Annotated in this window: 24 protein-coding genes; 9 read left to right on the forward strand and 15 right to left on the reverse strand. The window is 67.6% G+C overall.

Annotated elements, in window-relative coordinates:
• The 9 genes from J2X58_RS14250 to J2X58_RS14290 form a co-directional block, all read right to left on the reverse strand.
• Nucleotides 1-822: a carbohydrate ABC transporter permease gene (locus J2X58_RS14250; RefSeq protein ID WP_310048984.1), complete on the reverse strand. Its 822-nt coding sequence runs from the start codon at nt 820-822 to the stop codon at nt 1-3.
• Nucleotides 819-1,697, reverse strand: a complete 879-nt coding sequence (locus tag J2X58_RS14255) for a sugar ABC transporter permease (protein WP_310048985.1) — start codon at nt 1,695-1,697, stop codon at nt 819-821. Before J2X58_RS14255 ends, J2X58_RS14250 begins: the two co-directional genes overlap by 4 nt.
• On the reverse strand, nt 1,694-2,983 hold the full coding sequence (locus J2X58_RS14260) for a sugar ABC transporter substrate-binding protein (RefSeq protein ID WP_310048986.1): 1,290 nt from the start codon (nt 2,981-2,983) through the stop codon (nt 1,694-1,696). The genes J2X58_RS14255 and J2X58_RS14260 overlap by 4 nt, the downstream gene beginning before the upstream one ends.
• Nucleotides 2,980-4,461 (reverse strand): glucoamylase family protein, encoded by a 1,482-nt coding sequence (locus tag J2X58_RS14265; protein ID WP_310048987.1) that lies wholly within the window; start codon nt 4,459-4,461, stop codon nt 2,980-2,982. Before J2X58_RS14265 ends, J2X58_RS14260 begins: the two co-directional genes overlap by 4 nt.
• 156 nt (nt 4,462-4,617) lie before the next feature.
• On the reverse strand, nt 4,618-7,650 hold the full coding sequence (locus tag J2X58_RS14270; RefSeq protein WP_310048988.1) for a TonB-dependent receptor: 3,033 nt from the start codon (nt 7,648-7,650) through the stop codon (nt 4,618-4,620).
• 235 nt (nt 7,651-7,885) lie between these two features.
• Entirely contained in the window at nt 7,886-8,911 is a 1,026-nt protein-coding gene (locus J2X58_RS14275) for a LacI family DNA-binding transcriptional regulator (RefSeq protein WP_310049213.1), read from the reverse strand.
• Nucleotides 8,912-9,494: 583 nt separating this feature from the next.
• Entirely contained in the window at nt 9,495-11,096 is a 1,602-nt protein-coding gene (locus J2X58_RS14280; RefSeq protein WP_310048990.1) for a PepSY-associated TM helix domain-containing protein, read from the reverse strand.
• Between the two features lie 3 nt (nt 11,097-11,099).
• A complete protein-coding gene (locus J2X58_RS14285; protein ID WP_310048991.1) occupies nt 11,100-11,363 on the reverse strand; it encodes a hypothetical protein in 264 nt (87 codons plus the stop codon).
• Nucleotides 11,363-11,632 carry a hypothetical protein gene (locus J2X58_RS14290; RefSeq protein ID WP_310048992.1) on the reverse strand — a complete coding sequence of 90 codons (270 nt, stop codon included), beginning with the start codon at nt 11,630-11,632 and terminating at the stop codon, nt 11,363-11,365. Before J2X58_RS14290 ends, J2X58_RS14285 begins: the two co-directional genes overlap by 1 nt.
• A gap of 313 nt (nt 11,633-11,945) precedes the next feature.
• On the opposite strand from J2X58_RS14290, the gene J2X58_RS14295 reads away from it, so the two are divergent.
• The 7 genes from J2X58_RS14295 (at nt 11,946) to J2X58_RS14325 (ending at nt 16,969) form a co-directional block, all read left to right on the forward strand.
• Nucleotides 11,946-12,380, forward strand: coding sequence for a hypothetical protein (locus J2X58_RS14295; protein WP_090057979.1), 435 nt, complete (start codon nt 11,946-11,948; stop codon nt 12,378-12,380).
• Nucleotides 12,381-12,447: 67 nt separating this feature from the next.
• Nucleotides 12,448-13,077, forward strand: coding sequence for a 16S rRNA (guanine(527)-N(7))-methyltransferase RsmG (gene rsmG, locus J2X58_RS14300; RefSeq protein WP_310048994.1), 630 nt, complete (start codon nt 12,448-12,450; stop codon nt 13,075-13,077).
• A 76-nt stretch (nt 13,078-13,153) separates the two neighbouring features.
• Entirely contained in the window at nt 13,154-14,002 is an 849-nt protein-coding gene (locus J2X58_RS14305; protein WP_090057974.1) for a ParA family protein, read from the forward strand.
• 9 nt (nt 14,003-14,011) lie between these two features.
• Nucleotides 14,012-14,884 carry a ParB/RepB/Spo0J family partition protein gene (locus tag J2X58_RS14310; RefSeq protein WP_090175074.1) on the forward strand — a complete coding sequence of 291 codons (873 nt, stop codon included), beginning with the start codon at nt 14,012-14,014 and terminating at the stop codon, nt 14,882-14,884.
• 23 nt (nt 14,885-14,907) lie between these two features.
• Nucleotides 14,908-15,441, forward strand: a complete 534-nt coding sequence (locus J2X58_RS14315) for a sigma-70 family RNA polymerase sigma factor (protein WP_090057969.1) — start codon at nt 14,908-14,910, stop codon at nt 15,439-15,441.
• Nucleotides 15,438-16,172, forward strand: a complete 735-nt coding sequence (locus J2X58_RS14320; protein ID WP_090175075.1) for a DUF3379 family protein — start codon at nt 15,438-15,440, stop codon at nt 16,170-16,172. The genes J2X58_RS14315 and J2X58_RS14320 overlap by 4 nt, the downstream gene beginning before the upstream one ends.
• A gap of 80 nt (nt 16,173-16,252) precedes the next feature.
• On the forward strand, nt 16,253-16,969 hold the full coding sequence (locus tag J2X58_RS14325; RefSeq protein ID WP_090175076.1) for a glycosyltransferase: 717 nt from the start codon (nt 16,253-16,255) through the stop codon (nt 16,967-16,969).
• Nucleotides 16,970-17,714: 745 nt separating this feature from the next.
• Here the strand turns inward: J2X58_RS14325 and J2X58_RS14330 are convergent.
• Nucleotides 17,715-18,656 (reverse strand): patatin-like phospholipase family protein, encoded by a 942-nt coding sequence (locus J2X58_RS14330; RefSeq protein WP_090057962.1) that lies wholly within the window; start codon nt 18,654-18,656, stop codon nt 17,715-17,717.
• A gap of 10 nt (nt 18,657-18,666) precedes the next feature.
• The gene (locus J2X58_RS14335) at nt 18,667-19,656 is read right to left on the reverse strand and encodes a YafY family protein (protein ID WP_310048996.1); all 990 of its coding nucleotides are present in this window, start codon (nt 19,654-19,656) and stop codon (nt 18,667-18,669) included.
• Nucleotides 19,657-19,873: 217 nt separating this feature from the next.
• On the opposite strand from J2X58_RS14335, the gene J2X58_RS14340 reads away from it, so the two are divergent.
• Together J2X58_RS14340 and J2X58_RS14345 are read left to right on the forward strand one after the other, a co-directional pair.
• Nucleotides 19,874-20,809, forward strand: a complete 936-nt coding sequence (locus J2X58_RS14340; RefSeq protein ID WP_310048997.1) for a hypothetical protein — start codon at nt 19,874-19,876, stop codon at nt 20,807-20,809.
• A 73-nt stretch (nt 20,810-20,882) separates the two neighbouring features.
• A complete protein-coding gene (locus J2X58_RS14345) occupies nt 20,883-21,740 on the forward strand; it encodes a DUF481 domain-containing protein (protein WP_090057953.1) in 858 nt (285 codons plus the stop codon).
• 39 nt (nt 21,741-21,779) lie between these two features.
• On the opposite strand, the gene hemC is transcribed toward J2X58_RS14345, so the two are convergent.
• The 4 genes from hemC to J2X58_RS14365 form a co-directional block, all read right to left on the reverse strand.
• The gene (gene hemC, locus J2X58_RS14350; protein ID WP_310048998.1) at nt 21,780-22,700 is read right to left on the reverse strand and encodes a hydroxymethylbilane synthase; all 921 of its coding nucleotides are present in this window, start codon (nt 22,698-22,700) and stop codon (nt 21,780-21,782) included.
• 107 nt (nt 22,701-22,807) lie between these two features.
• Entirely contained in the window at nt 22,808-23,521 is a 714-nt protein-coding gene (locus J2X58_RS14355; RefSeq protein ID WP_310048999.1) for a LytTR family DNA-binding domain-containing protein, read from the reverse strand.
• Entirely contained in the window at nt 23,499-24,560 is a 1,062-nt protein-coding gene (locus tag J2X58_RS14360; RefSeq protein ID WP_310049000.1) for a histidine kinase, read from the reverse strand. Before J2X58_RS14360 ends, J2X58_RS14355 begins: the two co-directional genes overlap by 23 nt.
• Before the next feature lie 44 nt (nt 24,561-24,604).
• On the reverse strand, nt 24,605-25,273 hold the full coding sequence (locus J2X58_RS14365) for a dienelactone hydrolase family protein (protein ID WP_310049001.1): 669 nt from the start codon (nt 25,271-25,273) through the stop codon (nt 24,605-24,607).
• Between the last annotated feature and the right edge of the window lie 87 nt (nt 25,274-25,360).

The raw sequence follows: 25,360 nt of genomic DNA on the forward strand, positions 1-25,360 counted from the left end.
TCAGCCCTTCACGCTGCCCAGCAGCAGTCCTTCGAGGTAATAGCGTTGCAGCGCGAGGAACAGCACCAGCACCGGGAGGATGGTGACGACGGAACCCGCCATCATCAGCTCGCTGTCCTGCACGTGTTCGCGCGACAGCGACGCCAGCGCGATGGGTAGCGTGTAGTGCTCCTGGCCGGTCAGTGCGATCAGCGGCCACATGAAGTCGTTCCACGCGGCGAGGAACGTGAAGATCGCCAACGTGACCATGATCGGCTTCAGCAACGGCATCACGATCGTGGCGAAGATGCGGAACTCGCCGGCGCCATCGATGCGTGCCGCCTCCATCAGGTCGTCCGGAATGCCGCTGGCGTACTGGCGCACGAGGAAGATGCCGAAGATCGTGGCGAGCGCGGGCACGATCACCGCGCCATACGTGTTCACCAGGCCCATGTACTTCAGCAGCAGGAACAGCGGTAGCATCGCCACCTGCGCGGGAATCACCAGCGCACCGAGCAGCACCTGGAAGATGCGCTGGCGCCCTTTGAATTCGAGCTTGGCGAACGCGTAGCCCGCCATCAGGTTGAAGGCGAGCGAGATCAGCGTGATGGCCGTCGAGATCAGCAGGCTGTTGAAAAGATAGCGCCCCATGCCCGCGTTCATGAACAGCTGGCGGTAGTTGTCGAGCGTCGCGTTCTTCGGCAGCACGGGGGGCGGCAGCGAGCTGGCCTGGCCCTGCGGCATGAACGATACCGACACCATGTACAGCAGCGGCGCGATCGCGATGACGGCCGCGCCGATGAGCAGGCCGTTGATCAGCGCCTTGGCGACACGCGGGCTCATGCCGGCTCTCCCCGCTTCGACAGGCGAAGGATCGCGGCGGTCACCACGAACATGATCACGAACAGGATGAAGGCCACGGCCGAGGCCGAGCCGAGGTTCCACCACTTGAAGCCTTCTTCGTACATCAGGTACAGCACCGAGGTCGTGCTCTGCAGCGGGCCGCCCTCGGTCATGACGTAGGGCTCGGCGAACAGCTGGAAATAGCCGGACACCGTGAGGATGCTGACCATGACCATGGTGGGCTTCAGCATCGGCAGCGTGATGTGGCGGAACTGCGCGAACGCCGACGCGCCGTCGATGCGCGCGGCTTCGTAGAGGTCGCCCGGGATCGCCTGCAGGCCGGCCATGAAGATGATCATGTTGTACCCGAAGTTCTTCCACACGGCGAAGAGGATGATCGTCGGCATCGCCCAGTGCGGGTCGCCGAGCCAGTCCACGGTGGGGATGCCGATCGCATCGAACACGTAGTTCACGAGGCCGTACTTCGTGTTGAACAGGTAGCGCCAGATGACGGCCACGGCCACGACCGTGGTGACCACGGGCGCGAACAGCGCGGTGCGGAAAAACGGTTTGAAGCGAGCGAGCGGGGAGTTCAGCAACATGGCCGCGCCCAGCGAGGCCATCAGCGACAGCGGCACGCCCACGACCACGAAATACACGGTATGCCCGAGCGCCGACCAGAACAGCGGACGCTGCAGCAGCGTCCAGTAATTCTCCAGTGCCACGAAGCGCAGGTTGCGGATGTCCGCCAGCGCGTAGAGGTCGTAGTCGGTAACCGAGAGCACCAGCGCCGCCACGACGGGCAGCAGGAAGAACAGGCCGAGGATGATCAGCGCTGGCGTGATGAAGAGCCAGGCGGCGCGGGAGGTGGTCATGGCGTGGCCTTCTTGCCGTGGTCGAGCATCCAGCGGCGTTTTTCCAGCAGGCGGTCGGCGCGGCGGTCGATCTCTTCCGCGGCCTGGTCGATGGTGAGGTCGCCATGCGCGGCCTGCGCGGCGACGAGCTGCATCTCGGTGACGATGCGCTCCCACTCGGCGACGGGCGGCGTCGGCTTCACACGCTCGAGCTGGTAGCGGAACGCGGCGGCCTTGTCGTCGTTCTTCAGCGCGGGAATCTCCCACGACGAGCGGCGTGGCGGCATGTCGCCGAGGATCTCGTAGAAGCGCGCCTGGATCGCCGGGCGCGAAAGGAATTCGATCAGCGCCCAGGCGTCGTCCTTGTGCTGCGAGCGGCGGAAGATCACGAGGCTCGAACCGCCGGCGTTGGACGCGCCCGGGCCCGTCGGACCCGGCAGCGGCGTGGTGCCCCAGTCGCCCTGCTGCTCTTTCGGCAGCCGCTGGCGGAATTCGCCGATGTTCCACGGGCCGGAGAGATAGAACGCGAAGAAGCCCTGGCCGAACGCGGCCCACGGGTTGCCGATGCCGACGTTCGTCATCATCGGTGCCTGCTGGTCCTTGAACAGCGACACATAGAACGCGAGCGCCTTCTTGAACCCCGGGCTGCGGAAGTTGCCGTAGCGTCCGTCGTCGCGCAGCAGCGGGTCGTCCGATTGCAACGCAAGGGCGAGCAGCTGCTCGAACTCGTTGGTGGGCAGCAGCACGCCATAGGCCTTGCCCGGCGGCTGCGAGAGCTTCGCCATCATGGCGCGCCATTCGGCCCAGTCACGCGGCGGGTGGTCGTAACCGACCTTCGCCAGGAGATCCTTCCGGTAGAACAGCAGGCGCGTGTCGACGTACCAGGGCACCCCGTAGAGCCGGCCGTCGATCACGTTGGTGGCCCAGATCGCGGCGAAGTAATCCTTCGGATCCACGACCTTCGACGCGGCCACGCGCGCATCCAGTGGCTCGAGCGCGCCGAGCGCCACCATCTCGGGTATCCAGGTGTTGCCGAGCTGGGTGATGTCCGGCGTGGAATCACCGGCGTACGCCGTGAGCAGCTTCTGGTGCGCGGCGGTCAGCGGCAGCTGCTGCACTTCGACATGCAGGCCGGGATGCTCACGCTCGAACTCGGGCAGCAGCTTCGCCACCGCCTCGCCCTCGCGGCCGATCGTCCAGAACTGCAGCGTCCGCGTGCCCTCTTCCTTCTTCGCGCAGCCGGCGACGCCCGCGCCGGCGAGCGCCAGCGCGAGCGCGAAGCGAAGCGTGCGGGCGAAGCGCTTCACCACAGGTTCGCGGCCGTGTCGGCGTCGAGCCAGCCGCCGGTGAAGCCGGCGCGCTGCAGACCCTTGCGGATGTACGGGTTCTTCTTCATCACGTTCCAGACGAACTCGCTGCGGTAATTCTCGATCATCAGCACGATCGGGCCCTGGTCGATGCCGAGGTGCACGGTATCGGCCCAGCCGAAGCCCGGCACGAGGCGGCCCGTGCGCAGGTCGGTCTTCGTGTCGAACGTCAGGTTGAACGCGTCGACGAAGCCGTACTTCGTATAGATGTACTGACCGTACTTCTTCTTCATTTCTTCCAGCGCCGGGATCACGATCTCGGGCGCGAACGCGATCGAACCGCCGGCCGCGGTCGGCACGATGGTGCCGTCGTCCGAGATGTAATCGCGACCGGCGCCGCGCGCCGTGTATCCCGCGTACGTGCGTTCGCGATCACCCTGCTTGATGATCAGGCCGCCGGGGCCGTTGCTGGCCGTGAGGCCCCAGACGTTCTTGCCATAGCCCTTCCAGCCGCCCGGGTTGGCGACGGCGTAGGCCTGCTGCGAGTACGTCGCGCGGCGGCTGTTCTCGAAGTAGTCGAGGTCGTGCGCCTTGCTCCAGGCATCGCGGATGCCGCGGAAATCGACGAACGTGTGGCTGTACTGGTGACCGAACAGCGGTGCGAAGTTGAGGAACGTCTGGCCGTGGAACTCGCCCCACGTCTTGTCGTACGTCTTCGTCCAGGCCTGCCAGGCATCGTCGCCCACCGGATGCGTCGGCGAACCAAGCGCGAGCAGGTAGACGAGCATGCCTTCGTTGTAGCCCTCCCAGTCGTGCGGAATCGCCTTGCCGCCCGGCGTCCAGCCCATGTTGATCAGCGGCGCGCGGGTCTGTGCCCAGGTCCAGTCCACGCGACGGTAGATCTCGTCGGCGATGTCGCGGATCTCCTTTTCCTTCGCCGTGTCGCGGTCGTAGTAGCTCTGCGCGAACAGGATGCCGCCGAGCAACAGCGTCGTGTCGACGGTGGACACCTCGACCCAGCGGTCGAAGCGGGCGCCCGTCTGCATGTTGAGGAAGTGATAGAAGAAACCCTTGTAGCCCGTCGCGCCGTCTTCGTCGGTGTTCTGCGGCGCATCGCGGAAGAAGCGCAGCGTGGCCAGCGTGCGGTCGATCGCCTGGTCGCGCGTGATGTAGCCGCGCTCGACGCCGACGCCGTACGCGGTCAGGCCGAAGCCGACCGAAGCGATCGAGGCGAACGAATCGGTGGGGTAATGATCGGGAATCAGGCCGTTCGACGGATTCGCGCTGTCCCAGAACCACTGGAAGGTCCGCTTCTCCAGATCCGCGATCATCGGCGGCACGGTGTGCACGTCGCGGATCGCGGACGCGGTGGCGTGCTTCGGCTTCGCCGCTTCGGTCTGCGCCACGGCGAACGGGGCGACGGTGGCGAGCATGATGCCGACGGCGAGGGAGAGGCGTTTCAGGGTCTTGGCTTGCATCATCAATCGTGTCCAGTTGCGACGTAAACGTTTACGGCAAGTTAGCAAATAAAAGCCCCAAAGGGGCTCTTCGTCCACGCTAAAAGGGGCGCCCGCGGGGAGAAACGCGGGCGCCTAAGTGCGGCGCATCCGGAACGCCCGGATGCGCCAGGTGGATCAGAACTTCAGGCCGACGGTGAAGCGGGCCGTGCGCGGAAGGTAGGTAATGTTGCCCTTCTTGTTGACTGCCACCGGATGGGGATTGAGTACGCCATCCGAGCCCCAGTTCACGAGGTAGTCCGAATCGGCGTAGTTCTTCCAGTTGAAGACGTTGAGAATGTCGAAACGTGCATAGACCTTCACGTCGTCGCTGATCACGAAGTCCTTCGTCAGCTGCATGTCGATATCGCGGTAACCCCAGATGTCGCCACCCACGAGGAATTTGGAACCGCTCGGCGTCGCCGCCTTCGGCACGCAATTGGAACCATTCGGTTCGATCTGCCCGTAGCAAGCAGCCGCGTTCTTCGGCAGCGGCGTGGCGAGGGTGAGCTTGAGCGAGCCAGAGATGCCCCACGGAAGGTCGACAGCGGCAGTACCCACGAAACGATGCTTAGCCACCGCGTTCGACGTAATGAACGGGTAATCGTGGATGGTCGGCTCGTCGAACGAATAGTGCTCGTTGATGTCGCGGTTCTGCTTGGAGTGCGAGAAAGTGTACGACAGGCTCGTGCTCCATCCCGACTCGCGCGTGTACGGCTTCTGAGCGGACAGCAGAACCTGGGTCGTCCGCGTCTGGATCCCATTGTCGCCAAGGATCAGACTGCCGACGTTCGGGATCGGGTAGTCCCAGGGCTGCGAACCGTTCTGGAAGAACGCGCCGTTCGGATAGCGGTTACCGAGCGTGAAGGCAAAGCCGTCCTTGCTCAAGACGCGCGTCACGGTAGCGTCAGTCATCCACTCGCCGATCGTGTTGGACATGCCGAGGCTGTACTGATCGCTGTAAGGCGCCTTCAACTTATTGTTGAGCATATCGACCTCCTGGCCGGCGTTGCCGCCAACGAGGAAGTTCTGCAGAACGTTCTGGCCGTTGAGGAATTCCGGATTCCAGGGCACGCACGTAGCGGACGTCGTGTCGCAAGGATGGGTCGGAACGTTGAAACGTAGCGTGGTCTGCGGAAGAGCCTGCTTGGTGACTTCCGTCTGCAGGTAGTCATACAGATTGCGATCGTACGCGCGGCCCGCGCCGCCGTGGATCACATGCGCCTCGTCAGCGAAAAGATCGTACGAGAAGCCGAGACGCGGCTGCCACTGTCCCTTGAACGAATGACGGTTGTGACCGTCGCTGACGTAGTCGGCCAGATTGACGCCGCCGGCCGCGAGGGCGTCACCGTACGTGGAGCCGGGTGCCGCACCCGCGTAGGGATTGGGCGAGTTGATCGCGTCGAGGACACGCTGCGACGTGACGAAGTTATTGTAAGAAGGGTTGACTTCGTAATCCCAGCGGACGCCAAGATTCAGCGTGAGGTGGTCATTGACGGACCAGTCGTCCTGCGCGAATACACCGTACTGGCGCGCGGTGGTCTCGGCGACGCCGCTTGTCCCAGGGAGCGCCGAGGCGTAGAAGACCTGCCATGGCTGCGCCGCGACGCCGGTGGTCGGATTCACATCGTAGAAGAACTGCGGACTCTGCGCTGCGGCATCGGCTGCCTTCAGCTCGATGGACTTGAATTTGTAGCCGAGCTTCACGACGTGATCGCCGTGCCACTCGAGGTCGTTGAAGGTGAACGTATCCGACACGCTCGGACCTTCCTGGCTCTTCGTCTGCGTCGCGCGTGGGTCCGCCGAGCCCGTCGTGATGATCGTCGGGTTGTTCTGGTCGGGCTGCCAGCTGTAGGTGTAGCCGTTGCCCGCCTGGAGCGGGAAGGCGTTGATGTAAGCGTTCTCGAACGTGAAGATCAGCTCGTTGTACCAGCTGTCCCCGCTATGCGCCCACTTGAACGTGCCGCGCGTGTCGTGATTTTCGTTATTGACGCCGGCCGAGGGCGCGGTGCCCGTCCCGATGCCCGAGATCTGCGTCTCGCGACGCACCTGCGTGCTGATCTCGATACGATCTCGGTCGGTAAGCTCCCAATCGATCTTCCCGAAGTACAGCTTCTCGTCGAAATTCAGGTTCGCCGAGCCGAGCTCCGATTGCACGCTGGGCGGAAGCAGGGCCGCAACGTCTCCCGCGTAGTTCACGCTGTTCGGCACGACGGAAATCGGGGTATCGAACTTCTTCTGCTCGAAAGCGATGAAGAAGTGCATCTTGTCCTTGATGATCGGACCGCCAATCGCGAAGCCGTATTCTTTCGACTCCGAGTCGACCTTGCGGCCCGTGCTTTCCTCGATCGGCGTGCGATTGCGGAAGGCGTCGTTGGTGTACGTGCCGAACACCTCGCCGTGGAATTCATTCGTGCCGGACTTGGTTTCGGCCGTGATCGCGGCGGACGAGACCTGGTCGTATTCGGCCTTGTAGTTCGACGTGATGACCTTGTACTCGCCGATGGCGAGCTGAGGGAACGGGTTGCCCTGGCTGTTGTTCTGGCCGGAGACGCCGCCTTCCTTGACGTAGCTCTTCTGGCTGACGCCGTCGATGTAGACGTTGGTCGAGCTGGTGTTCTGGGCGCCGCCGCGAAGCGAGGTGTTTCCCTTCTGGTCGACGGAGAAAACCATGCCGGGCACGGTATCGGCGAACTCCAGGAAGTTACGCGACGCCTGCGGAATAGTCGCGATCTGGTGCAGTGAGATCGTCTGTCCGACTTCGGGCGTCTTCACTTCTTCCAGCGTGGTGGCCGCCACCGAGACGCCTTCCATCTGCGTCGCATTGGCTGCACTGGCGGCGCCCTGCGTGGTCGGCGCAGCCAGATTGAGCGTGCCTGTCGATGCAACCGTCAGCGTGACGTTCTGCTCGGTCCCTGGGCCAGCGTCGACGCGATACGTCGCGGGCGGGAGGCCATTGACCACGTACGAACCATCCGGGCCGGCGGTCACGTGTCGTGTCAGGCCCGTCTGCGAGTTGAACACGGTGATGCTGGCGCCAGGGCTTGCCTTGCCGCGGAGCGTCGCGTTCGCCGACTGGGCGATGACGGTGGCCGGCATCGAAACGGCGGCGACGGTGGCGGCGATGACGCTGACGAGCAATTTCTTTCTGAGGTGCATCGAGGCTTTCATTGTTCCCCTCTCCCAAACTCTTTCTGTGTGTTGTGTGATCCGATCCACGGACGAAACGTACGGTGGTCGACCTTGTTGTCGTTCTCGGGGTGGCTCGGGCGCCACTCTTGTCGAAGCATTCGCCCCGTATGTCTCATCCTTCCGCATGGCGGAACGGATGCATGCTGCGAAGTCCTGTCGAGCGCCGTCCTGGGAATCCAGTCCGCGGCCCGGCAAGCCGCGTGTCCGACGGGTGTCAGGCCCGCCGTCGTACCGTGTCGCTGCCGCCACACGAGGCGCGGACGACGAGTTCGGTGCCGACGACGGTGCGCGGCTCGGGGGGCGCGTCGTCGGGTGCTTCGATCATGCGGACGAGACGTTCGAGTGCCGACTCGCCCAGTTCGGCGATGCGCACGCGGACGGTGCTGAGCGGCGGCGAGACGTAGCGCGCCATGGGGATGTCGTCGAAACCGGCGACCGCGATGTCGGCGGGCGTGCGTACCTGCGCTTCGGAAAGCGCGGAGAGGCAGCCGATGGCCATCATGTCGTTCGCGGCGAAGATCGCGTCGGGGCGCGGCACCATCGCCAGCGCCTGCTTGCCGGCGTGATAGCCCGATTCTTCGGTGAAGTCGCCCGGAAGCACCACCGCGCGATCGGCGAAGCCGGCCTTGGCCATCGCCTCGCGATAGCCGCGGCAACGCTCCTGCACGTCGTGGTTCACTTCGGGGCCGTTGATGAAGGCGATGCGCTTGCGGCCGAGCGAGAGCAGATGCTCCGTCATCGCATACGCGCCGCCGAAGTCGTCAAGGTCGAGGGCAGCGTGGCGCTCCGAACGCACGTGGCTGTTGATCAGCACCGTGGGGAGCACCAGCGGAAGATTCTCGTCGAGGAACGCTTCGTCGGCATGCGGCGACATCACCAGCAGTCCGTCCACGCGGCCCTGCATCGCGCGCAGCGCGATCGCGGCCTCGGTGGCATCGCCGTGCGAGCTCGACACCAGCAGGTACAGCCCACGGGCACGCGCCGCGAGGTCGATGCCGCGGATCAGTTCGGAGAAGAACGCGCCATGCAGGTCCGGGAGTAGCGCGCCGATGGTCTGGGTCCGCCGGGTGATGAGGCTGCGGGCCGCGTTATGGGGCACGTAGCGAAGACGGGCGGCCACTTCGCGGATGCGCTTCTGCGTTTCCGCGGTCACGCCGCTGTGTCCGTTGAGCGCACGCGAGACCGAGGCCACCGACACGTTGGCCATCCTCGCGACGTCTTTGATCGTCACACTCACCAGTACACGCCCTTGAAAGCGACCCCTCCCGGGTCTCGACGGCGCGGAACGTAAACGTTTTCACAGGAGCTTGTAAAGCGTTCGAAAACAGGGGCTTGCTGCGATGCGGAACTATCTCACTCGAACTTGCAGACCACTTGATGAGAACGAGGAATTTCGCCATTACAGACAGGTGCTTGAGTGGTACGTAGCAGGATGCTGCGACGCAGCGCGTTCCCTGCACAATGCCTTCACTCAAATAAACAACTGTCATGGCAAGCACCACGTAACGGGCGTTACATTTCCGGCCCCTCAAGCATTCCGGGGTGCATCTGAGAGATGGCTCGGCTTCGCCATCGCGCAGGCTGCGATGAGCGGAGAGTTGTCGGCTCCCACCCTCGGTGCTCCGTCTCCACCGTCGCTTGGGAAAGGATGCCGCTGCGCGGCCCTGTTTGATGGCTGACGCCCCGACGCGCCCGCCCGGCCCCTGCGGGCCTTGCCCGCCCGCCGCGCTCGGTTCCGCACGTCGCACCGAGGGTGGCAGCCGACGGCTCTGTCAGACACCGGGGCGGCACGTTTCGGCGGATGCGTGCTGCTGGCGGCGGGGTCAGGCTTCCTGAAGCTCGCGCTGCGCTTCCTTCGCGGGCGCCTGCCGCGATGACCACACACTGCATGGGTCGCCTTCCACGGCACGGCGGCGCGTCGCGACGCCGAGCCAGGCGAAGCCCGCGCCCATGGCGATGGCGACGAGGTCGACGCCGAGCACCGCGTAGCGGCCTTCGGCCAGCGTGCGGAGCAGGCGGTCGTGGTGGACCACCACGTCGAGCACGCCGACGGCCACGCTCACGGCGGCGGTGGCGAAGAGCAGGTCGACCGCGGCTTTCGCGGGACGCCGCCAAAGCGTCCACGCGATGGCGGCCGCGAAGGCGGTGAAGCACACCGGCTGCACGATCGCGGTCGGTTCGGCGCCGAACAGCGGACCGACGAGGTTGCCGAGGAACGTGGTCGAAATCGCGAAGCATGCGCCGATACACACGCCGACCGTGGCGGTGGCCATCGCGCGCACCTTCATCGGCTGTTCCGCGCTGCGCCGTTTGCGGCGCGACTCGATGTACAGCAGGTTGCCCGAGTAGAACAGGAACGCGCCCGCGAGGCCGAGCAGGAAGTAAAGCCAGCGCAGCGAGAGGCTGCCGAACGTGCCGAAGTGCAGGCCGAAGATCGCGGAATACGTCGCGTGGTTCGCGTCGCGCGCGCCCGTCAGCTGCACGTCGATTACGTGGCCGTCGATGGCATCGAGCGCGACGGCGCCGTATTCGCCGAGGGTCTTCGCGGAGGTGCCGCGCACTTCGGCGGTGGCGCCCTGCTGACCGTAATGCATGTAGCGCATGTAGTCGGGATCGAAATTCGCGGCACCAGCGGCGAGCGCGGCCTGGCGCGCACGCGCGCCGAGTTCCGCCGGCGAGAGCATCGGCGCGCTACCGCCCTTGCCTTGCGACGCGGGCAGCGCGCTGGTCATGCGTTCGAACGCGCCCATCACCTTGCCGTCGAACGTCAGCGTGTTGAACGCGACCAGCATCACGAGGGTGAGGCACAGCAGCGCGCCCGTGATGGCGAAGACGATGTGGAAGGGCAGGCTGAGGATGCCGATGACGTTGTGCGCGTCCTGCCAGAGGCGTTTCAGGTTGTGGCCCGGGCGCAGCGCGAACAGCTCGCGCGCCAGGTTGGGCAGGTGGATCAGCAGGCCCGTGAGCAGAGCCAGTCCGTAGACGATGCTGACGACGCCCATGAGGTAGATGCCCACCACCGGGATGCCGAGGTCGTAGTGCAGTTCGTAGACGAAGTCGGCGAGACCGTGTTCGTGGTCTTCCGAGTCGCGCGGCGCGGCTTCGCCAAGCGACTGCGTCTTCCAGTCGCCGTTCTTTTCCATCCAGTAGGCGGCGACCTCGTGCGACGGGTGGTCGGCGGGGTAGGTGACGCCGATCTGCTCGGCCGCGGCGGGATGCTTCGCGACGATGTCCGCGAGCATGGCGTGCGCGCGATCCATCGTGTCCGCGCGCGCCATCTCGGCCTTCGGCAGCGCCCACGCGTCGATCTCTTCGTGGAACATCGTCAGGGCGCCTGCATAGAAGGCGATGAACAACGCGAAACCGGCGAGGAGACCCGTCCAGGTGTGCACGGTGGTGAACGTGCGGATGGTGGAAGCTTTCATCGGTCAGAGCCCGGGCAGCGTGTGCTTGGCGAGGAACAGCGCGGCGAACGCCGCGACGTTCGCCACGGCGAGCCAGGCCCAGGCGCGGACACCGCTGCGGAAGAGATACGTGGCGGCCATGATGCCGATCCACAGGGGAAAGAACGCCACCATCATCGGGATGAAGACGGATTCGCTCGAATGCGGCCACACCCAGATGACGAAGGAGATGAGGGCCATCGACAGGGGCAGCCCGAGCAGGATGCCGGCGAAGGTCTTGCCCAGCATCAGCGCGTCTTCCGGGCGGTGGCGGGGCGGAACAGCCAGGTGATGTAGGGCAACGCCACGGCGCTGAACATCAGGGCGGTCGCCGCGGCGAAGATCCCCGGCAACGACGTCTCGCCGGCGATCCAGGCGATCAGCGCCACGACGGCGAAGACGGCCGCTCCGATCCGCCCCCCAGGACCGATGGGCCGCGCGAGAAGCCGCTGGTTGCGCGAGCAGAGATAGGCGAGCGCCATGGCGATGAAAGCCGCCAGACAACCGAGGATGTTCATGGGACGCGCCGGGCAGGTGACTGATTGATAATTATTATCATTCGCGCCGGACGGGTCAAACGGCCGCGGGCTGGCGTGTGCTGCGCGGCGGCACCCTCGGTCGCTCCCCTGAGAAAAACCTTGGACCGGTGAGCAGAATTTGCCCACTGCTCAAGTTTTGACCAACCCGACCGCTAACTGAACATCGGGGTTTGGTAAAACTGGCGTTAACCGCCATCGTTAAATTAGAATTAACACCCCACCGATCATCGCGATGCGGCGTCTCGCTACGCGGTGCGACAGGAAAAGCCAATAACACGTTGATGTAGCAGCCATGTTGACCACCGCCCTCATCGTCACGACTCTCGTTGCCTTCGCTCTCGCGGCGGTGTCGGTCCGGCGTATTCCCGAGGGCACGGTCTACAGCGTTCGCCGCCTGGGCCGTTCGCCGGCGCTGCTCGGCGCCGGCACGCACGTCGTGCTGCCCGTCATCGACCGTGTCGCGCACAAGATCGACCTTGGGGGCCAGGTGCTGCGTTTCGACGGCGGCACCGTCTACTGGCAGGTGCTGGAGCCGGAAGTGGCCGACGAGGTGATCGACGAAGCGCCGGAGCTCATCCGCACCAACGTCGTCGCCGCTCTGCGCGACGCGAGCACCGGCCACACGGCGGACCGCCGTGCCGTCGGCACCCAGCTCAAGCACGCGGTGAACGGTTCGCTCCGCGCTCGCGGCATGCTGGTCACCCGCGTCGAGCTCGACGCCGCCTGATCGTCGCGCTGGCGCCATCGCGCTGGCGCTTCCATACTTTGCGACCCTCGCCCCTCCCTGGTGCCGCATGACCGCGCGCGACGTTCTGCAAGCCCAACTCGAACGCGGCATCGCCAGCCTCGGCGTGTCGCTGCCGGCCGACGCCGTCGGGCGCCTGCTCGATTATCGCGAGCTGCTGGAGCGCTGGAACGCGGCCTACAACCTCACGGCGATCCGCAACGACGAGGAAATGATCGCGCGCCACCTCGTGGACTCGCTGGCGATCCTTCCCTACGTGCACGGCCGCAGCCTGGCCGACCTCGGCACCGGCCCGGGCCTGCCGGGCATCCCCATCGCGATCGCCGAGCCGGCGCGCGAGGTGCTCATGGTCGATTCCAACGGGAAGAAGGTCCGCTTCCTGCGCGAGGCGATCCGCTCGCTGAAGCTGACCAACGGCCGCGCGCTGCAGAGCCGGGTCGAGGACGTCGAAGGCACCTTCGAATGCGTCACGGCGCGTGCCTTCGCCACGCTCGCCGACATGCTTCGCTGGGGCGGCCACCTGCTCGCGCCGAACGGCACCTGGCTCGCGATGAAGGGCAAGCACCCGGCCGACGAGCTGGGCGGCGTACCGGACGGCTTCCGCGTCGAGGCGATCCACGTGCTGAAGGTTCCCGGGGTCGATGGCGAGCGCCACCTGGTGGTCATCCGGCGGAGCTGACGCGCCCACGGCAGCGGCCATCGCGCGGCGATGCTACGCTAGCGCCCTTTCCGCGCACGGCAGCTACCGGTACCCCATGGCCCGCATCCTCGCAGTCGCCAACCAGAAGGGCGGCGTCGGCAAGACCACCACCTCCGTCAACCTCGCCGCGGCCCTCGCCGCCGCGAAGCGCAAGGTGCTGCTCGTCGACTTCGATCCGCAGGGCAACGCCACCATGGCGTCGGGCGTGGACAAGTACAACACCAAGCCGAACGGCTGCGAGGTTCTGCTCGACGAGGCCGCCATCGCGGACGTGCTGGTGCGTACCGAGGCCGGCTACGACCTGCTCCCGGGCAACGGCGACCTGACGGCCGCCGAGCTGAAGCTGATGGACGCCATGGCCCGCGAGCAGCGCCTGAAGGAGCAGCTCGCGCGCGTCGCGGATCGCTACGACACGATCCTGATCGACTGCCCGCCCTCGCTGCACCTCCTGACGCTGAACGCGCTGACGGCCGCCGATGGCGTGCTGATCCCGGTGCAGTGCGAGTACTTCGCGCTCGAAGGGCTGTCCAGCCTGCTCGACACGATCGAAGCCGTGCGCCAGCGCCTGAACCCGAAGCTCGAGGTCGAAGGCCTGCTGCGCACCATGTACGACGTGCGCAACAACCTCGGCAACGAGGTATCCGCCCAGCTCACGCAGCATTTCGGCGAGAAGGTCCTGCGTTCGATCATTCCGCGCAACGTCCGCCTCGCCGAGGCGCCGAGCCACGGCCAGCCGATCCATCTCTACGACCGCGGTTCGCGCGGCGCCATCGCCTACATCGGCCTTGCCGGCGAGATCATCCGCCGCGAGCGCGCGCTGGCGACGCAGGGCGCGGCCGATACCGCGACCGACATCGACGAAGCCGCGCCGGACCCGTCCGGCGCCGCCCCGACGATCTCTTAAGGAGCTCCCATGGCAGCAGCGAAGAAACGTGGACTCGGCCGAGGCCTCGACGCCCTTCTGGGCGGTGGCGCGGGGCCCGATGCCCCGCCGTCGATCGTCGAGCAGGAAGGCGAGCTGCGCACGCTGCCGATCCACCACATCCAGGCCGGCAAGTACCAGCCGCGCCGCCACTGGAACGATGAAGCCCTCGACGAACTCGCGGCCTCCATCAAGGCGCAGGGTCTGATCCAGCCGGTCGTCGTCCGCGCCATCGGCAAGAACAGCTACGAGCTGATCGCCGGCGAGCGCCGCTGGCGCGCCGCGCAGCGCGCTTCCATGAGCGAGATCCCCGCGCTGGTGAAGGACGTGCCCGAGCAGTCCGTGCTGGCCATGGCGCTGATCGAGAACATCCAGCGCCAGGAACTCACGCCGCTCGAGGAGGCCCAGGCCCTGCAGCGCCTGATCGACGAGTTCGACCTGACGCACCAGCAGGCCGCCGACGCCGTCGGCCGCTCGCGCGCGGCCGTGTCCAACCTGCTCCGCCTGATGGAGCTGCCGGCCTCCATCAAGCAGCTCCTCGACGAGAGCAAGCTGGAGATGGGTCACGCCCGCGCCCTGCTCACGCTGCCGTCCACCATCGCCGAGCCGCTGGCGCTCGAAGCCGCCCGTCACGGCTGGACGGTGCGCGAGCTGGAGGAAGCGGCCCGCAAGGCGCAGCTCGAACCCAAGGGCAAGGCGAAGGCGGCGCCCGTGGATCCGAACATCGCCAACCTCGAGCGTGAGCTCGCCGAGCGCTTCGCCGCCCGGGTGGAGGTCGCGCACGGCCGCGGCGGCAAGGGCAAGCTGGTGATCCACTATCACAGCCTCGACGAGCTGGACGGCATCCTTTCGAAGGTCCGCTGAGGACACGGTGTAAGGAACGGGCCATGGCGCCGGTCAAGAAGGGTGTGAATCCCAGGCAGCGCCAATACGAAGCCATGGTGCGCGCCCTGTCGGCCGACCTTTACCGGTACGCCTACTGGTTGTCGCGCTCCGAAGCCACAGCTCAGGACCTCGTCCAGGAGACGTTCCTGCGCGCGTGGAAGAATCTCGATTCCCTGCGCGACGCCGAGTCGGCGAAGCCCTGGCTGTTCACGATCCTGCGCCGCGAACACGCGCGCCTGTACGAGCGCAAGCGTTTCGAGACCGTGGAACTCGACGACACCGTGGCCGAGGACGCGCCCTTCGCCAGCCCCGAACGCAGCGGTGACGCCGCGCAGGTGCGCGACGCCATCCTCAGGCTCCCGGAGAAATACCGCGACCCGCTCGCCATGCAGGTGCTCGGCGGGATGACCGGCGACGAGATCGCCGAACGCACGGGCCAGCAGCCCGGTGCGGTGATGACCCAGTTGTTCCGTGCACGGCAGCGCCTGAAGGACCTGCTCGGCGGACGCGCCGTGGCCGAAGGGGGCCGGAAATGAACTGCCTCGACTTCCGCCGCCGCATCGGCGCCGAGCCTCGCTCGCGCGATCCCGAGCTCCTCGCCCACCGCGATGCCTGCCGTGACGGGTGCGGCGCGTTCTGGCAGCGCGCCCAGCGTTTCGAGGACGACATCGAGGCGGCCATGGCCGTGCCGGTGCCCGACGGTCTCGCCGATCGGATCCTGCTGGCGCAGGCGACGAGCGAGCGTCGTAGCCAGGTGGTCCGCCGTCGCGGCTGGCTCGCCATGGCCGCGTCGCTGATCATCGCCTTCATGGGCGCGGGCATGTACTGGCGCCACGCGGACCTGAACTCGCTGCCGGCGCTCGCGGTCGCCCACATGCCGGGCGAACTCGACGCGCTGGACCTCACGCGGCCGATGACCGACGCCCAGGTCGACGCGGGCTTCGAAGGCCGCGGCGCTCGCCTGAAGGGGCCCGCCCCGGCGGGCGTGACGTACGTGCACGACTGCTGGGTGGGTCCGTACCGCGCCGTGCACCTCGTCACCCGGATGAACGACGAACCCGTCGTCGCGCTCTACATGCCCGGGACCATGACCGCCGGCGACTCCGATTTCCACCGCGACGGGTGGGACGGCCGCGAGATGGCCCTGAGCGGCGGCACGCTGGTCGTGCTGGCGCAGGGCGCCAGCCGGCGCACCATGGACGCCGTGGCGCGCGGCTGGCGCGATGCCATCGAGGGGCAGCAGGCGCCGAGCGTCGGCCGGATCTGAACGGTGCCGGGCGCGGGGGTCCGTTCGGACGCCGCTTGGGCGATAATGCCGCCCCGAATCCCGCCGCCACCGGAACCGCGATGACCGATCTCGCCGTGGTCGTGCCCGTCTTCAACGAGCGCGACAACATCCCGCCCCTCCTCGCCGAGATCGCCTCGGCCCTGCGTGGCCGGATCGACTTCGAAATCATCTACGTCGACGACGACAGCACCGACGACAGCGTCGCTGTGCTGAGCGCGGCACGGGCGCAGTATCCCGAGCTGCGGATCGTCCGCCACATCACGCGCAGCGGCCAGAGCACGGCCGTGTGGAACGGCGTGCGTGCCGCGCGCGCCCCGTGGATCGCCACGCTGGACGGCGACGGCCAGAACGATCCCGCGGACATCCCCAAGCTGCTCGCCGCCCGCAAGGACGCCGCGCCGGAGCTGAAGCTCTTCGCCGGCTGGCGCGTGACACGCCGCGACAGCTTCAACAAGCGCATCTCGTCGAAGATCGCCAACGCGGTGCGCTCGCGCATGCTCCAGGACGACACGCCGGACACGGGCTGCGGCCTCAAGCTGTTCGAGCGCGAGACGTTCCTGCGCCTGCCCTACTTCGATCACATGCACCGCTACCTGCCGGCGCTGGTCAAGCGCGCGGGCTTCGCCAGCATGAGCGTGCCGGTCGGCCATCGTCCGCGCACGGCCGGCACGTCGAAGTACGGCATGCTCGACCGCCTCTGGGTCGGCCTCGCCGACCTGCGCGGCGTGGCATGGCTGATGCGCCGCGCCAAGGTCACGCGCACCGAAGAGATCTGACCAGGCCGCGACAGCCTTTCGCCGCGGTTCCCAAGGTGGCGCGCCAGTTCCGGGGCACGGCCCCAAAACATGTCGCGCCCAGGTGCGCTCCCACAGGTGGAGGCCCCGAGGCGGTTGTAGGAGCGGACCTGGCCGCGACAGCTTTTCGCTTCGGTCTTCAAGGTGGCGCGCCAGCTCCCGGGCACGGCCTCAAAAGATGTCGCGCCCAGGTGCGCTCCCACAAGGAGGGGGGCGCCGAGGCGGTTGTAGGAGCGGACCTGGCCGCGACAGTTCTTCGCCCCGGTCCCCAAGGTGGCGCGCCAGCTCCGGGTCACGGCCTCAAAAGATGTCGCGCCCAGGTGCGCTCCCACAGGTGGAGGCTCCGAGGCTGTTGGAGCGGACCTGGCCGCGACAGCTCTTCGCCCCGGTCCCCAAGGTGGCGCGCCAGCTCCGGGTCACGGCCTCAAAAGATGTCGCGCCCAGGTGCGCTCCCACAGGTGGGGGCCGAGGCCGTTGTAGGAGCGGACCTGGCCGCGACAGCTTTTCGCCTCGGTCTTAAAGGTGGCGCGCCAGCTCCCAGGCACGGCCTCAAAAGATGTCGCGCCCAGGTGCGCTCCCACAGGTGGAGGGCCGAGGCTGTCGTGGGAGCGGACCCGGCCGCGACAGCTTTTCGCTTCGGTCTTCAAGGTGGCGCGCCAGCTCCGGGGCACGGCCTCAGAAGATGTCGCGCGCAGGGCGCGCTCCTGCAGCGAGCCAGGCCGCGGGATTACCGCGCCAGGGTGCGCGGCGACCAGGTGTCCAGCATCTGCGCGGTGCGCTCGCGGCCCAGTTCGATGAGCTCGCGCGCGCGGTAGAACTCGTACACCGCCGAGACGTTGCGCGGGATCTCCACCAGCAGGTCCGGCGGATACGCGGCGAGGCGCAGACGCGAGAGGTTGGCCTGCATCAGGTCCATCGACTGCGTCATCAGGTCGAAGGCGCCGGGGTCGCGGATCTTCCCTTCGCCATGCGGCAGCACCTTGCCGATGAGACGGCTGATCCTCCGCACGTACCCGGCGTCGGCGACCGCGGCGACGTCCTTTTCCGGCGATTTGCGTAGTTCGGCGGCGCCGTCGACGCTCACGGCTATCACGTAATCCGCGTCTTCGCGCATCAGCGGAAGGACGGGCAACGGGTTGAGCAGCGCGCCGTCGACGAGGCGGCGGCCCTCGTGCGCGTAGGGACGGAACAGCGTGGGAATGGCGATGGACGCGCGGATCGCGTCGAACAGCGGCCCCCGGGTCAGCCACACCTCGCGCTCGCGATCGATGTCGGTGGCCACCGCGGTGTAGGCGATGTCGAGCTCCTCGATGTTCACCTCGCCGATCAGTTCGCGCAGCGCGGCCATGATCCGGTCGCCCTTGATGAACCCGCCGCCGGAAAAGCTCCAGTCCACGAGGCGCAGCACGTCGAAGCGCGCGAGGGTCGACACCCAGTCGCGATAGATGTCGAGCTTGCCCATCGCGTAGATGCCGCCGATGAGCGCGCCCATCGACGTGCCCGCGATCGCGACGATCTCGAACCCGCGCTCCTCGAGCACCTCGATCGCGCCGATGTGCGCGAGGCCCTTCGCCGCGCCGGCGCCCAGCGCGAGAGCGACACGCGGCTTCCGTGGATCGCCGCCGGAAGCCGGCACCGCGCCGGGATCGGCGATATCGAGCTCGCTCATGCGCGTCCTGTCAGTGATGGTTGCCGTTGGCCTGGTAGCCGGACAGCGCCAGCTGCAGCAGGATCTTCATTTCCTCGCGCAGCGGCAGCGGCGAGACGATCTCGGCGTCGGGCCCGTACTTGAGCACGTCCATCAGCAGCTCGCGGGAATTCGAGTACGGCACCTTCAGCTCGTAACGGCCGTCGGGCAACCACTCGCCCTTCTGCTGCGAGTGCCAGTGCTCGTCGGCGACCCAGCGCGCCGCGTGCGACGAGAAGCGGATCGTCGCCCAGGCCTTCGGCTTGCCGGCGAAGATGCCGTAGCTGGAGGCGAGCAGTTCGTTGAGCTCCGCGTCCTCGACGTCCTTCGCCTTCGCGTCGAGCGCCTGCGGATCGGCGATCCGGTCGACAGCGAAGCTGCGCAGCGCTTCGCGATCGTGGTCCCACACATCGAGGTACCAGTTGTCGCGGTAATGCGTCAGGCGCTGCGGCGAGACGGTGCGCTTGGTGTCGGAATTGGTGGTGCGGGCCTTGTAGCGGAACGTCAGCTGGCGCCGTTCGAGCACCGCGCCGGCGACGATGCGGAACACCTGCTGGTCCATCCGGCGCGCGCCCCACGAGATCACGCGGATGCGATCGACCGGCAGCGCCTTGCCACTGCCGTGGTCGGAGAGCAGGCGCTCGATGCGGGCCTTGAACGGCGCGAGCGCGCCGGCGAGGACGCCAGGATCGGAGCGTCCGATGAGTTCGTTCAGCGCCATCAGCGCCGCGAGCTCGTCGCTGGTCAGCCACAGGCCGGGCAATTCGAAACTGTCGCCTTCGCCCGTCTCGTAGCGGAAGGACGCCTGCTCGCCCGCCACGCTCTGCACGGGTGCGCCCAGCGCGTCGCGGAGGAAGGCGACGTCGCGGTACAGCGTGGCGCGCGAGCACTCCAGCTCGTCCATCAGTCGCGAGAGGGGCACCGGGTAATGGGCCGACTTCAGCAGCCGGTGCAGGGTCAGAATGCGCTCGTAGCGGTCCATGAGGTGTCGCCGGCAGGTGGAGCTTCGGAAAGTGTGTCCGCGTGGACGTGATGCCCATATCTACGCGTCTCAAGCATGAGGTCGGCCGCGGCGCTCCGCAAGAGAAAGCGCAGCCGCGACGGGTAGGAACCCGCTGCCCTGGCTCGCGCGGTTTGCGCCGGGGGCCATAAGGCGCAAAAATGCTGCTTTGCGATTCTCCCCAAGGCCATCCCCGACCATGGTGGAACCGAACGAGGCTCGCTCCGCGGTGCTGGGCCCGATGGGCCGGCCGGACGCGGAGGGACCTGCCCGCAACCTGTTCTCCACCCCGATCGTGGTCGTCCAGACGGCCACGGCGACCGGTTATGGCCTGTGGATCGTGCTTGGCGCCGCGCTGGCCCTGGGCCTGTACGCGGACGGTCGCGGCGAGGTGCTGGCGCCCCTGGCGATCGGGCTGGTCCTCACCGGGAGCGGGCTGCTGGCGACGTGCCTGCGCCTTCCCTTCGCCCGCGACTGGCACGGCTGGAACCCGGCGCAGCGCATGATGCCCACGCTCGAAGGCATGATCGCGATGATGTCGTTCCTGCCGATGCTGGCGCTGGCCGGCCTGGCGCGGGGCGAGAACGACTTCTGGGCCACCCGCGTGGCGGGCGGCGCCCTGGCGGCGGGCAGCCTCGCCACCCTCGTCTATACGGCGCGGGCGGCGGCGCGGGAGCTTCCGCCGGCGGTGGCGACGATCGCCAACGTCTGGCCACTGGGCCGCACCGTTTCCGCGTTGTTCTCGGGCGGCCTCTGGTTCTGGGCCTGCGTCGCCTCGCAAGCCGAGACGCCCGCGCACCCGGCCGATCCCTGGCAGTTCGCGCTGCTGGCCGTGGCGCTGGCGCTGGGACTCGTCGAAGGCGTGCGCTGGCGCGCCCTGGGCCAGGTGGCCGAGGAACATGGCAGCGGCGCGGAAATCGCCACCGGCCGCGGCGCGATGGGCCTGCTGGGCTGGCGGGTGGCCGTCGCGATTCTCTCCGTCGGCCTTCCGTCGATGCTCCTGCTCTCCCATCCGGCCGGCCAGGCGCATGCGCTGGCGGCCGGTCTGGGCGCGTTAAGCTGCGTTATCGGTCAATGTCTCGAGCAGCGCCTCTTCGGGCGCGCGTACGTCCGGCTCCTTTCAGGCCGGCGTTGAATACAGACATGGCGCGGGGGCGCCGACTCGCCGCCGGGCAACCAACAGATTCCATTCCACATCCGGGTAGACGATGAAAAAACTGCTGATCGCCACGCTCGTCCTCGCCGCCATGCCGTTCGCGGCATCGGCCCAGGACGCCAACGCCAATACGAACTCCAACGCCGCGCAGAACGGCGGCTGGACAGGCTCGGGCGAATTCGGTTTCGCGTCGTCGCGCGGCAACTCGCGCTCCGAGAACGCCAACGCCAAGCTGGGCCTGAGCCAGGAAAACGAGGTGTGGAAGAACAACTTCTACCTCAACGGCCTGCGCTCGAAGGGCGAGGTCACGGTCGAGGACCAGGACGGCAACCCGGTCGACAAGTTCAGCACCACGGCGAACCGCTACGACACCGGCGCTTCGGTGGGCTACAAGTTCGATCCGCGCAGCTACATCGTGACGGCCGCGCGTTACGAACACGACGACTTCGGCGCCAACATCTGGCAGGGCATCATCTCGGTCGGCTACGGCTACATCGCGCTGAAGAACGAGCGCGCCGAGCTGTCCTTCGAAATCGGTCCCGGTTTCAAGCGCTACCAGCCCGCCAACTCGACCCGCCCGGTGCTCAATCCGGACGGCACGCCGGCGACCGACGCGCAGGGTAACGCCCTGAACGAAACCTACAAGCCGGACGCCGAGAAGGAAGTCGTCGGCCGTGGCCTGGTCAACGCGAAGTACCGCCTCACCGACAACACGGCGCTGGAAGACACGCTGCTGGTCGAAGCGGGCTCGAAGAACCAGTACTACCAGAACGACGTCGGCCTCTCCGTCAGCATGACGAAGAAGATGGCGCTCAAGGTCGGCTACCAGATCCGCTACAACAGCGACACGCAGCCGGGCACGGTCAAGACCGACAAGCTGACGACGACGAACCTCGTCTACAACTTCTGATCCGCCGGAAGGCGAGCCCCGGCGATGGCGCGTCCCGCGTCAGCGCTGGGGCTTCAGGAACGCGTCCGCGCCCTGCGCCAGCAGCATCGCGGCGACTTCGTGGCCCAGTTCCACCGGGTCGTCGGCCGCGTAGTCGGCCTGGGCGACGATCAGGTCGCCCGTGGCCGCGTTGCCGACCATGCCGTGCAGCGTGAGGCCGTGTTCGGCGACCACGCACCAGGCGCCGATCGCCACGGCGCAGCTGCCGCCCAGCTGCGCGTTCATCGCGCGCTCGGCGTTCACCGCGACGAGCGTTTCCTCGTCGTTGATCACGGCAAGAAGCTCGGCGACGCGGGCATCCTGCGCCCGCGATTCGACCGCGATCGCCCCTTGTCCGGGCGCCGGCAGCCACTCGGGGCTGGCCAGCCGCTGCGTGATCCGGTGCGACATGCCGAGGCGGTCCACGCCTGCGCAGGCGAGGATGATCGCGTCGTAATGGCCTTCGTCGAGCTTCGCGATGCGCGTGTTGATGTTGCCGCGCAGGTCGAGCAGCTGGAGGTCTGGACGCAGTGCGCGCAGCAGGGCTTGCCGGCGCAGCGACGAGGTGCCGACGCGGGCACCGTTGGGCAGGTCGGGGATGCTCGCGTGCGCGTTGCTGATGAAGGCATCGGCCGCATCGGCGCGCGGCAGGATCGCCGAAAGGATGAAGCCGGGCTCGAGTTCGGCCGGCACGTCCTTCAGCGCGTGCACGGCGATGTCCGCGCGGCCGTCCTGCATCGCGATCTCGAGTTCCTTGAGGAACAGTCCCTTGCCGCCGATCGTGGCGAGCGAGCGGTCGAGGATCTCGTCGCCACGCGTGGACAGCGGCACCAACTCCACCACGAGGCCGGGGTGCGCCTGGCGCAGTTGGGAGGCGACGTGTTCCGCCTGCCAGAGGGCGAGGGCACTCTTGCGGGTGGCGATGCGAAGCGGTGCGGTCATGACATTCCCGGCGGAGCGATCGACGAAGTCCCCTATTGTCCCGTCCGCACGGGTGCCTGTCACGTCGTGGAACGTCGGCGGGACGCCAACGAAGGGCCCGCGCCGCGTCACGCGCCGGGCATGCGCAGCAGCTGGCGAACCGCCGGGAGATTGCGGCGGCTGACCTCCGGCGTGACGTCCGTTCCCGAGAGACGCGCGAGGACGCGGCCATCGGCCAGCGTCTTCAGGCCGAGCAGGCGCGTGCGCGGCACCAGGCAGTTGCGATGCAGGCGCACGAGCCGCTCGCCGTGCGCGGTCTCCAGCTGGCGAAGCGACTCGTCGATCAGCCACATCCCGCCGCCGTGATGCACGGCGACGTATTTCTCGTCCGCCAGGAGGTAGTGCACGTCGTCGAGCGCGACGCGGACCTCGTCCGCGCCGCTGCGCGCCCGCAGCCATGCGCCGCGATCGGGCCGCGATGCCGGACGCCTCGCGTTCGCGCGGTCGAGCGCCTCGTCCAGTCGCTCCGCGCGCACGGGTTTCAGGAGGTAATCCGTGGCGCCGAGATCGAACGCGCTCAGCGCGTGCTGTTCGTAGGCGGTGCAGAACACGACCTGCGGCGGCGCGGGGAGCGTCGCGAGGCGGCGTGCCGCCGCCGTGCCGGTCAGTCCGGGCATCTCGACGTCGAGCAGCACGACATCGGGCGCGAGGCTCGCGCAGGCTTCGATCACGGCGTCCCCGTCGCCGACCTCGCCCACCACGACCACGTCCGGCCGGCGCGCCAGCAGGCCGCGCAGGCGGACGCGCGCGAGCGGCTCGTCATCGGCGATCAGGACGCGCATGCGCGGTCTCCGGCAGGAACAGGGTGACGACGAAACGGCCATCGCGCGCGGCGGCGTCCGCCGAGGCGCGTTCGCCGAAGTGCAGGCGAACGCGCTCGCGCACGTTGCGCAGGCCGTGCCCGGTACCCGGCGTCGTCGGGGTGTCGGCGAGCGGGTTGTCGATGGTGAACGTCACGCCGCCCTTCACCGTGCGCGCCGCCAGGCGGATCGTGCCGCCGCCGCGGTTGGGCTGCACGCCATGGCGGATGGCGTTCTCGACCAGCGGTTGCAGGAGCAGGCGCGGTAGCGGCAGGTCGCTCGGCACGTCGATGTCGCGTTCGACGCGCAGCCGATCGCCGAGTCGCAGCGTTTCGATCTCGAGATAGCGATCCACCAGCGCGAGTTCCTCGCCTAGCGTGCCCGGCGTCGAGGTGTCGCTGCCGAGCGCGGCGCGGAAGAGCTCGGCGAGGTTCTCGACGGTGCGTTCGGCCGCGTCCGGATCGACACGGATGAGCGTCGCCACCGCGTTCATGCTGTTGAAGAGGAAGTGCGGGCGAATGCGCGCCTGCAACGCGTCGACCTGCGCTCGCGCCGTGGCCGCGACACGTCCCTGCCACTGCGCGACGACGTAGAAATAGCGAAGCAGTCCCGCGCCGAGCAGGCCGGTCGCGAGCGTGCAGTCGCGCACGAAGCGGAAGCGCGACGGCGGACTCAGGCCGAGCTCGAGGTTGTGATCCACCCAGCTCAGCGCCGCGGCGCTCACTCCGACGGTCAGCACCAGCAGCAGCCACACCGCCGCGTACGGCCACATCCACGAGAGACGCTGCATCCACGGCCGCAGCTTGCACAGCGCCACGGTGAGCAGGATCGACAGCCAGCTGGTGAACAGGACGGCGATGCAGAAGTCGCGCAGGTCGCCGTCGTTGCCCGGCGCGAGCCACATGAGCGTGACCGTCAGGGCACCGACCACCACCAGCGCGAAAAGCACCGGCAAGCTGCAGAAATCGGGCAGCGGTGCCGATGCCGGACGGGTAGGTGCGGGCTGCTCGATGGCGGACATGCGGCGAGTATGCCGGATGCCCGGCGGCGTCGCCGCGCGATGCATCACGCGGCCGCGAAACGCTCCGTCATCCAGTCGCGGATGTCGACGATCTCGGGCAGGCTGACCTGGTGGGCCATCGGGTAGCTGTGCCAGTCGATCCGGTGACCGAGGGTTTCCAGCGCCTGCCGCGACTGCTCGCCCAGCGCGATCGGGACGATCGGATCCGCGCTGCCATGGCCCCAGAAGATCGGCGTCGCATGGTTCGCACCGCTCCGCTCGGCCTCGATCGTGTCGTGCAGCGGCAGGTAAGCGGAGAGCACCACGATGCCCGCCAGCGACTCGCGGTGGCGCAGGCCCGCGGAAAGCGCCATCGCGCCGCCTTGCGAGAACCCGGCGAGCACGATGCGCGACGCGGGCACGCCGCGTTCGACCTCGCGCGCGATCAGGGTTTCCACCTCGCCGATGGAGGCGCGGATCCCCTCGGCGTCCTGCCGGTCGGCGATGGCGAGGCCCTTGATGTCGTACCACGCGCGCATCGGCACGCCGTTGTTCACGGTCACCGGGCGCACGGGCGCATGGGGGAAGACGAAGCGGATGCCCGGCCACGACGGGTCGACGAGCTCCGGCACGATCGGCGCGAAATCGTTGCCGTCCGCGCCGAGGCCGTGCAGCCAGATGACGGACCAGGTCGGCGAAGGCTTGGTTTCGTGTTCGACGGTGGGTAGCGGCATGGCGATCATCCTTCAAGCAATGCCAGGCATGCTAGCAGGCGAGGTGGTCGGGCGAAGCGACATGGTGGGAGCGGCCCTGGCCGCGAC

The sequence above is a fragment of the Luteibacter sp. 3190 genome (assembly GCF_031456385.1).
Taxonomy (GTDB): domain Bacteria; phylum Pseudomonadota; class Gammaproteobacteria; order Xanthomonadales; family Rhodanobacteraceae; genus Luteibacter.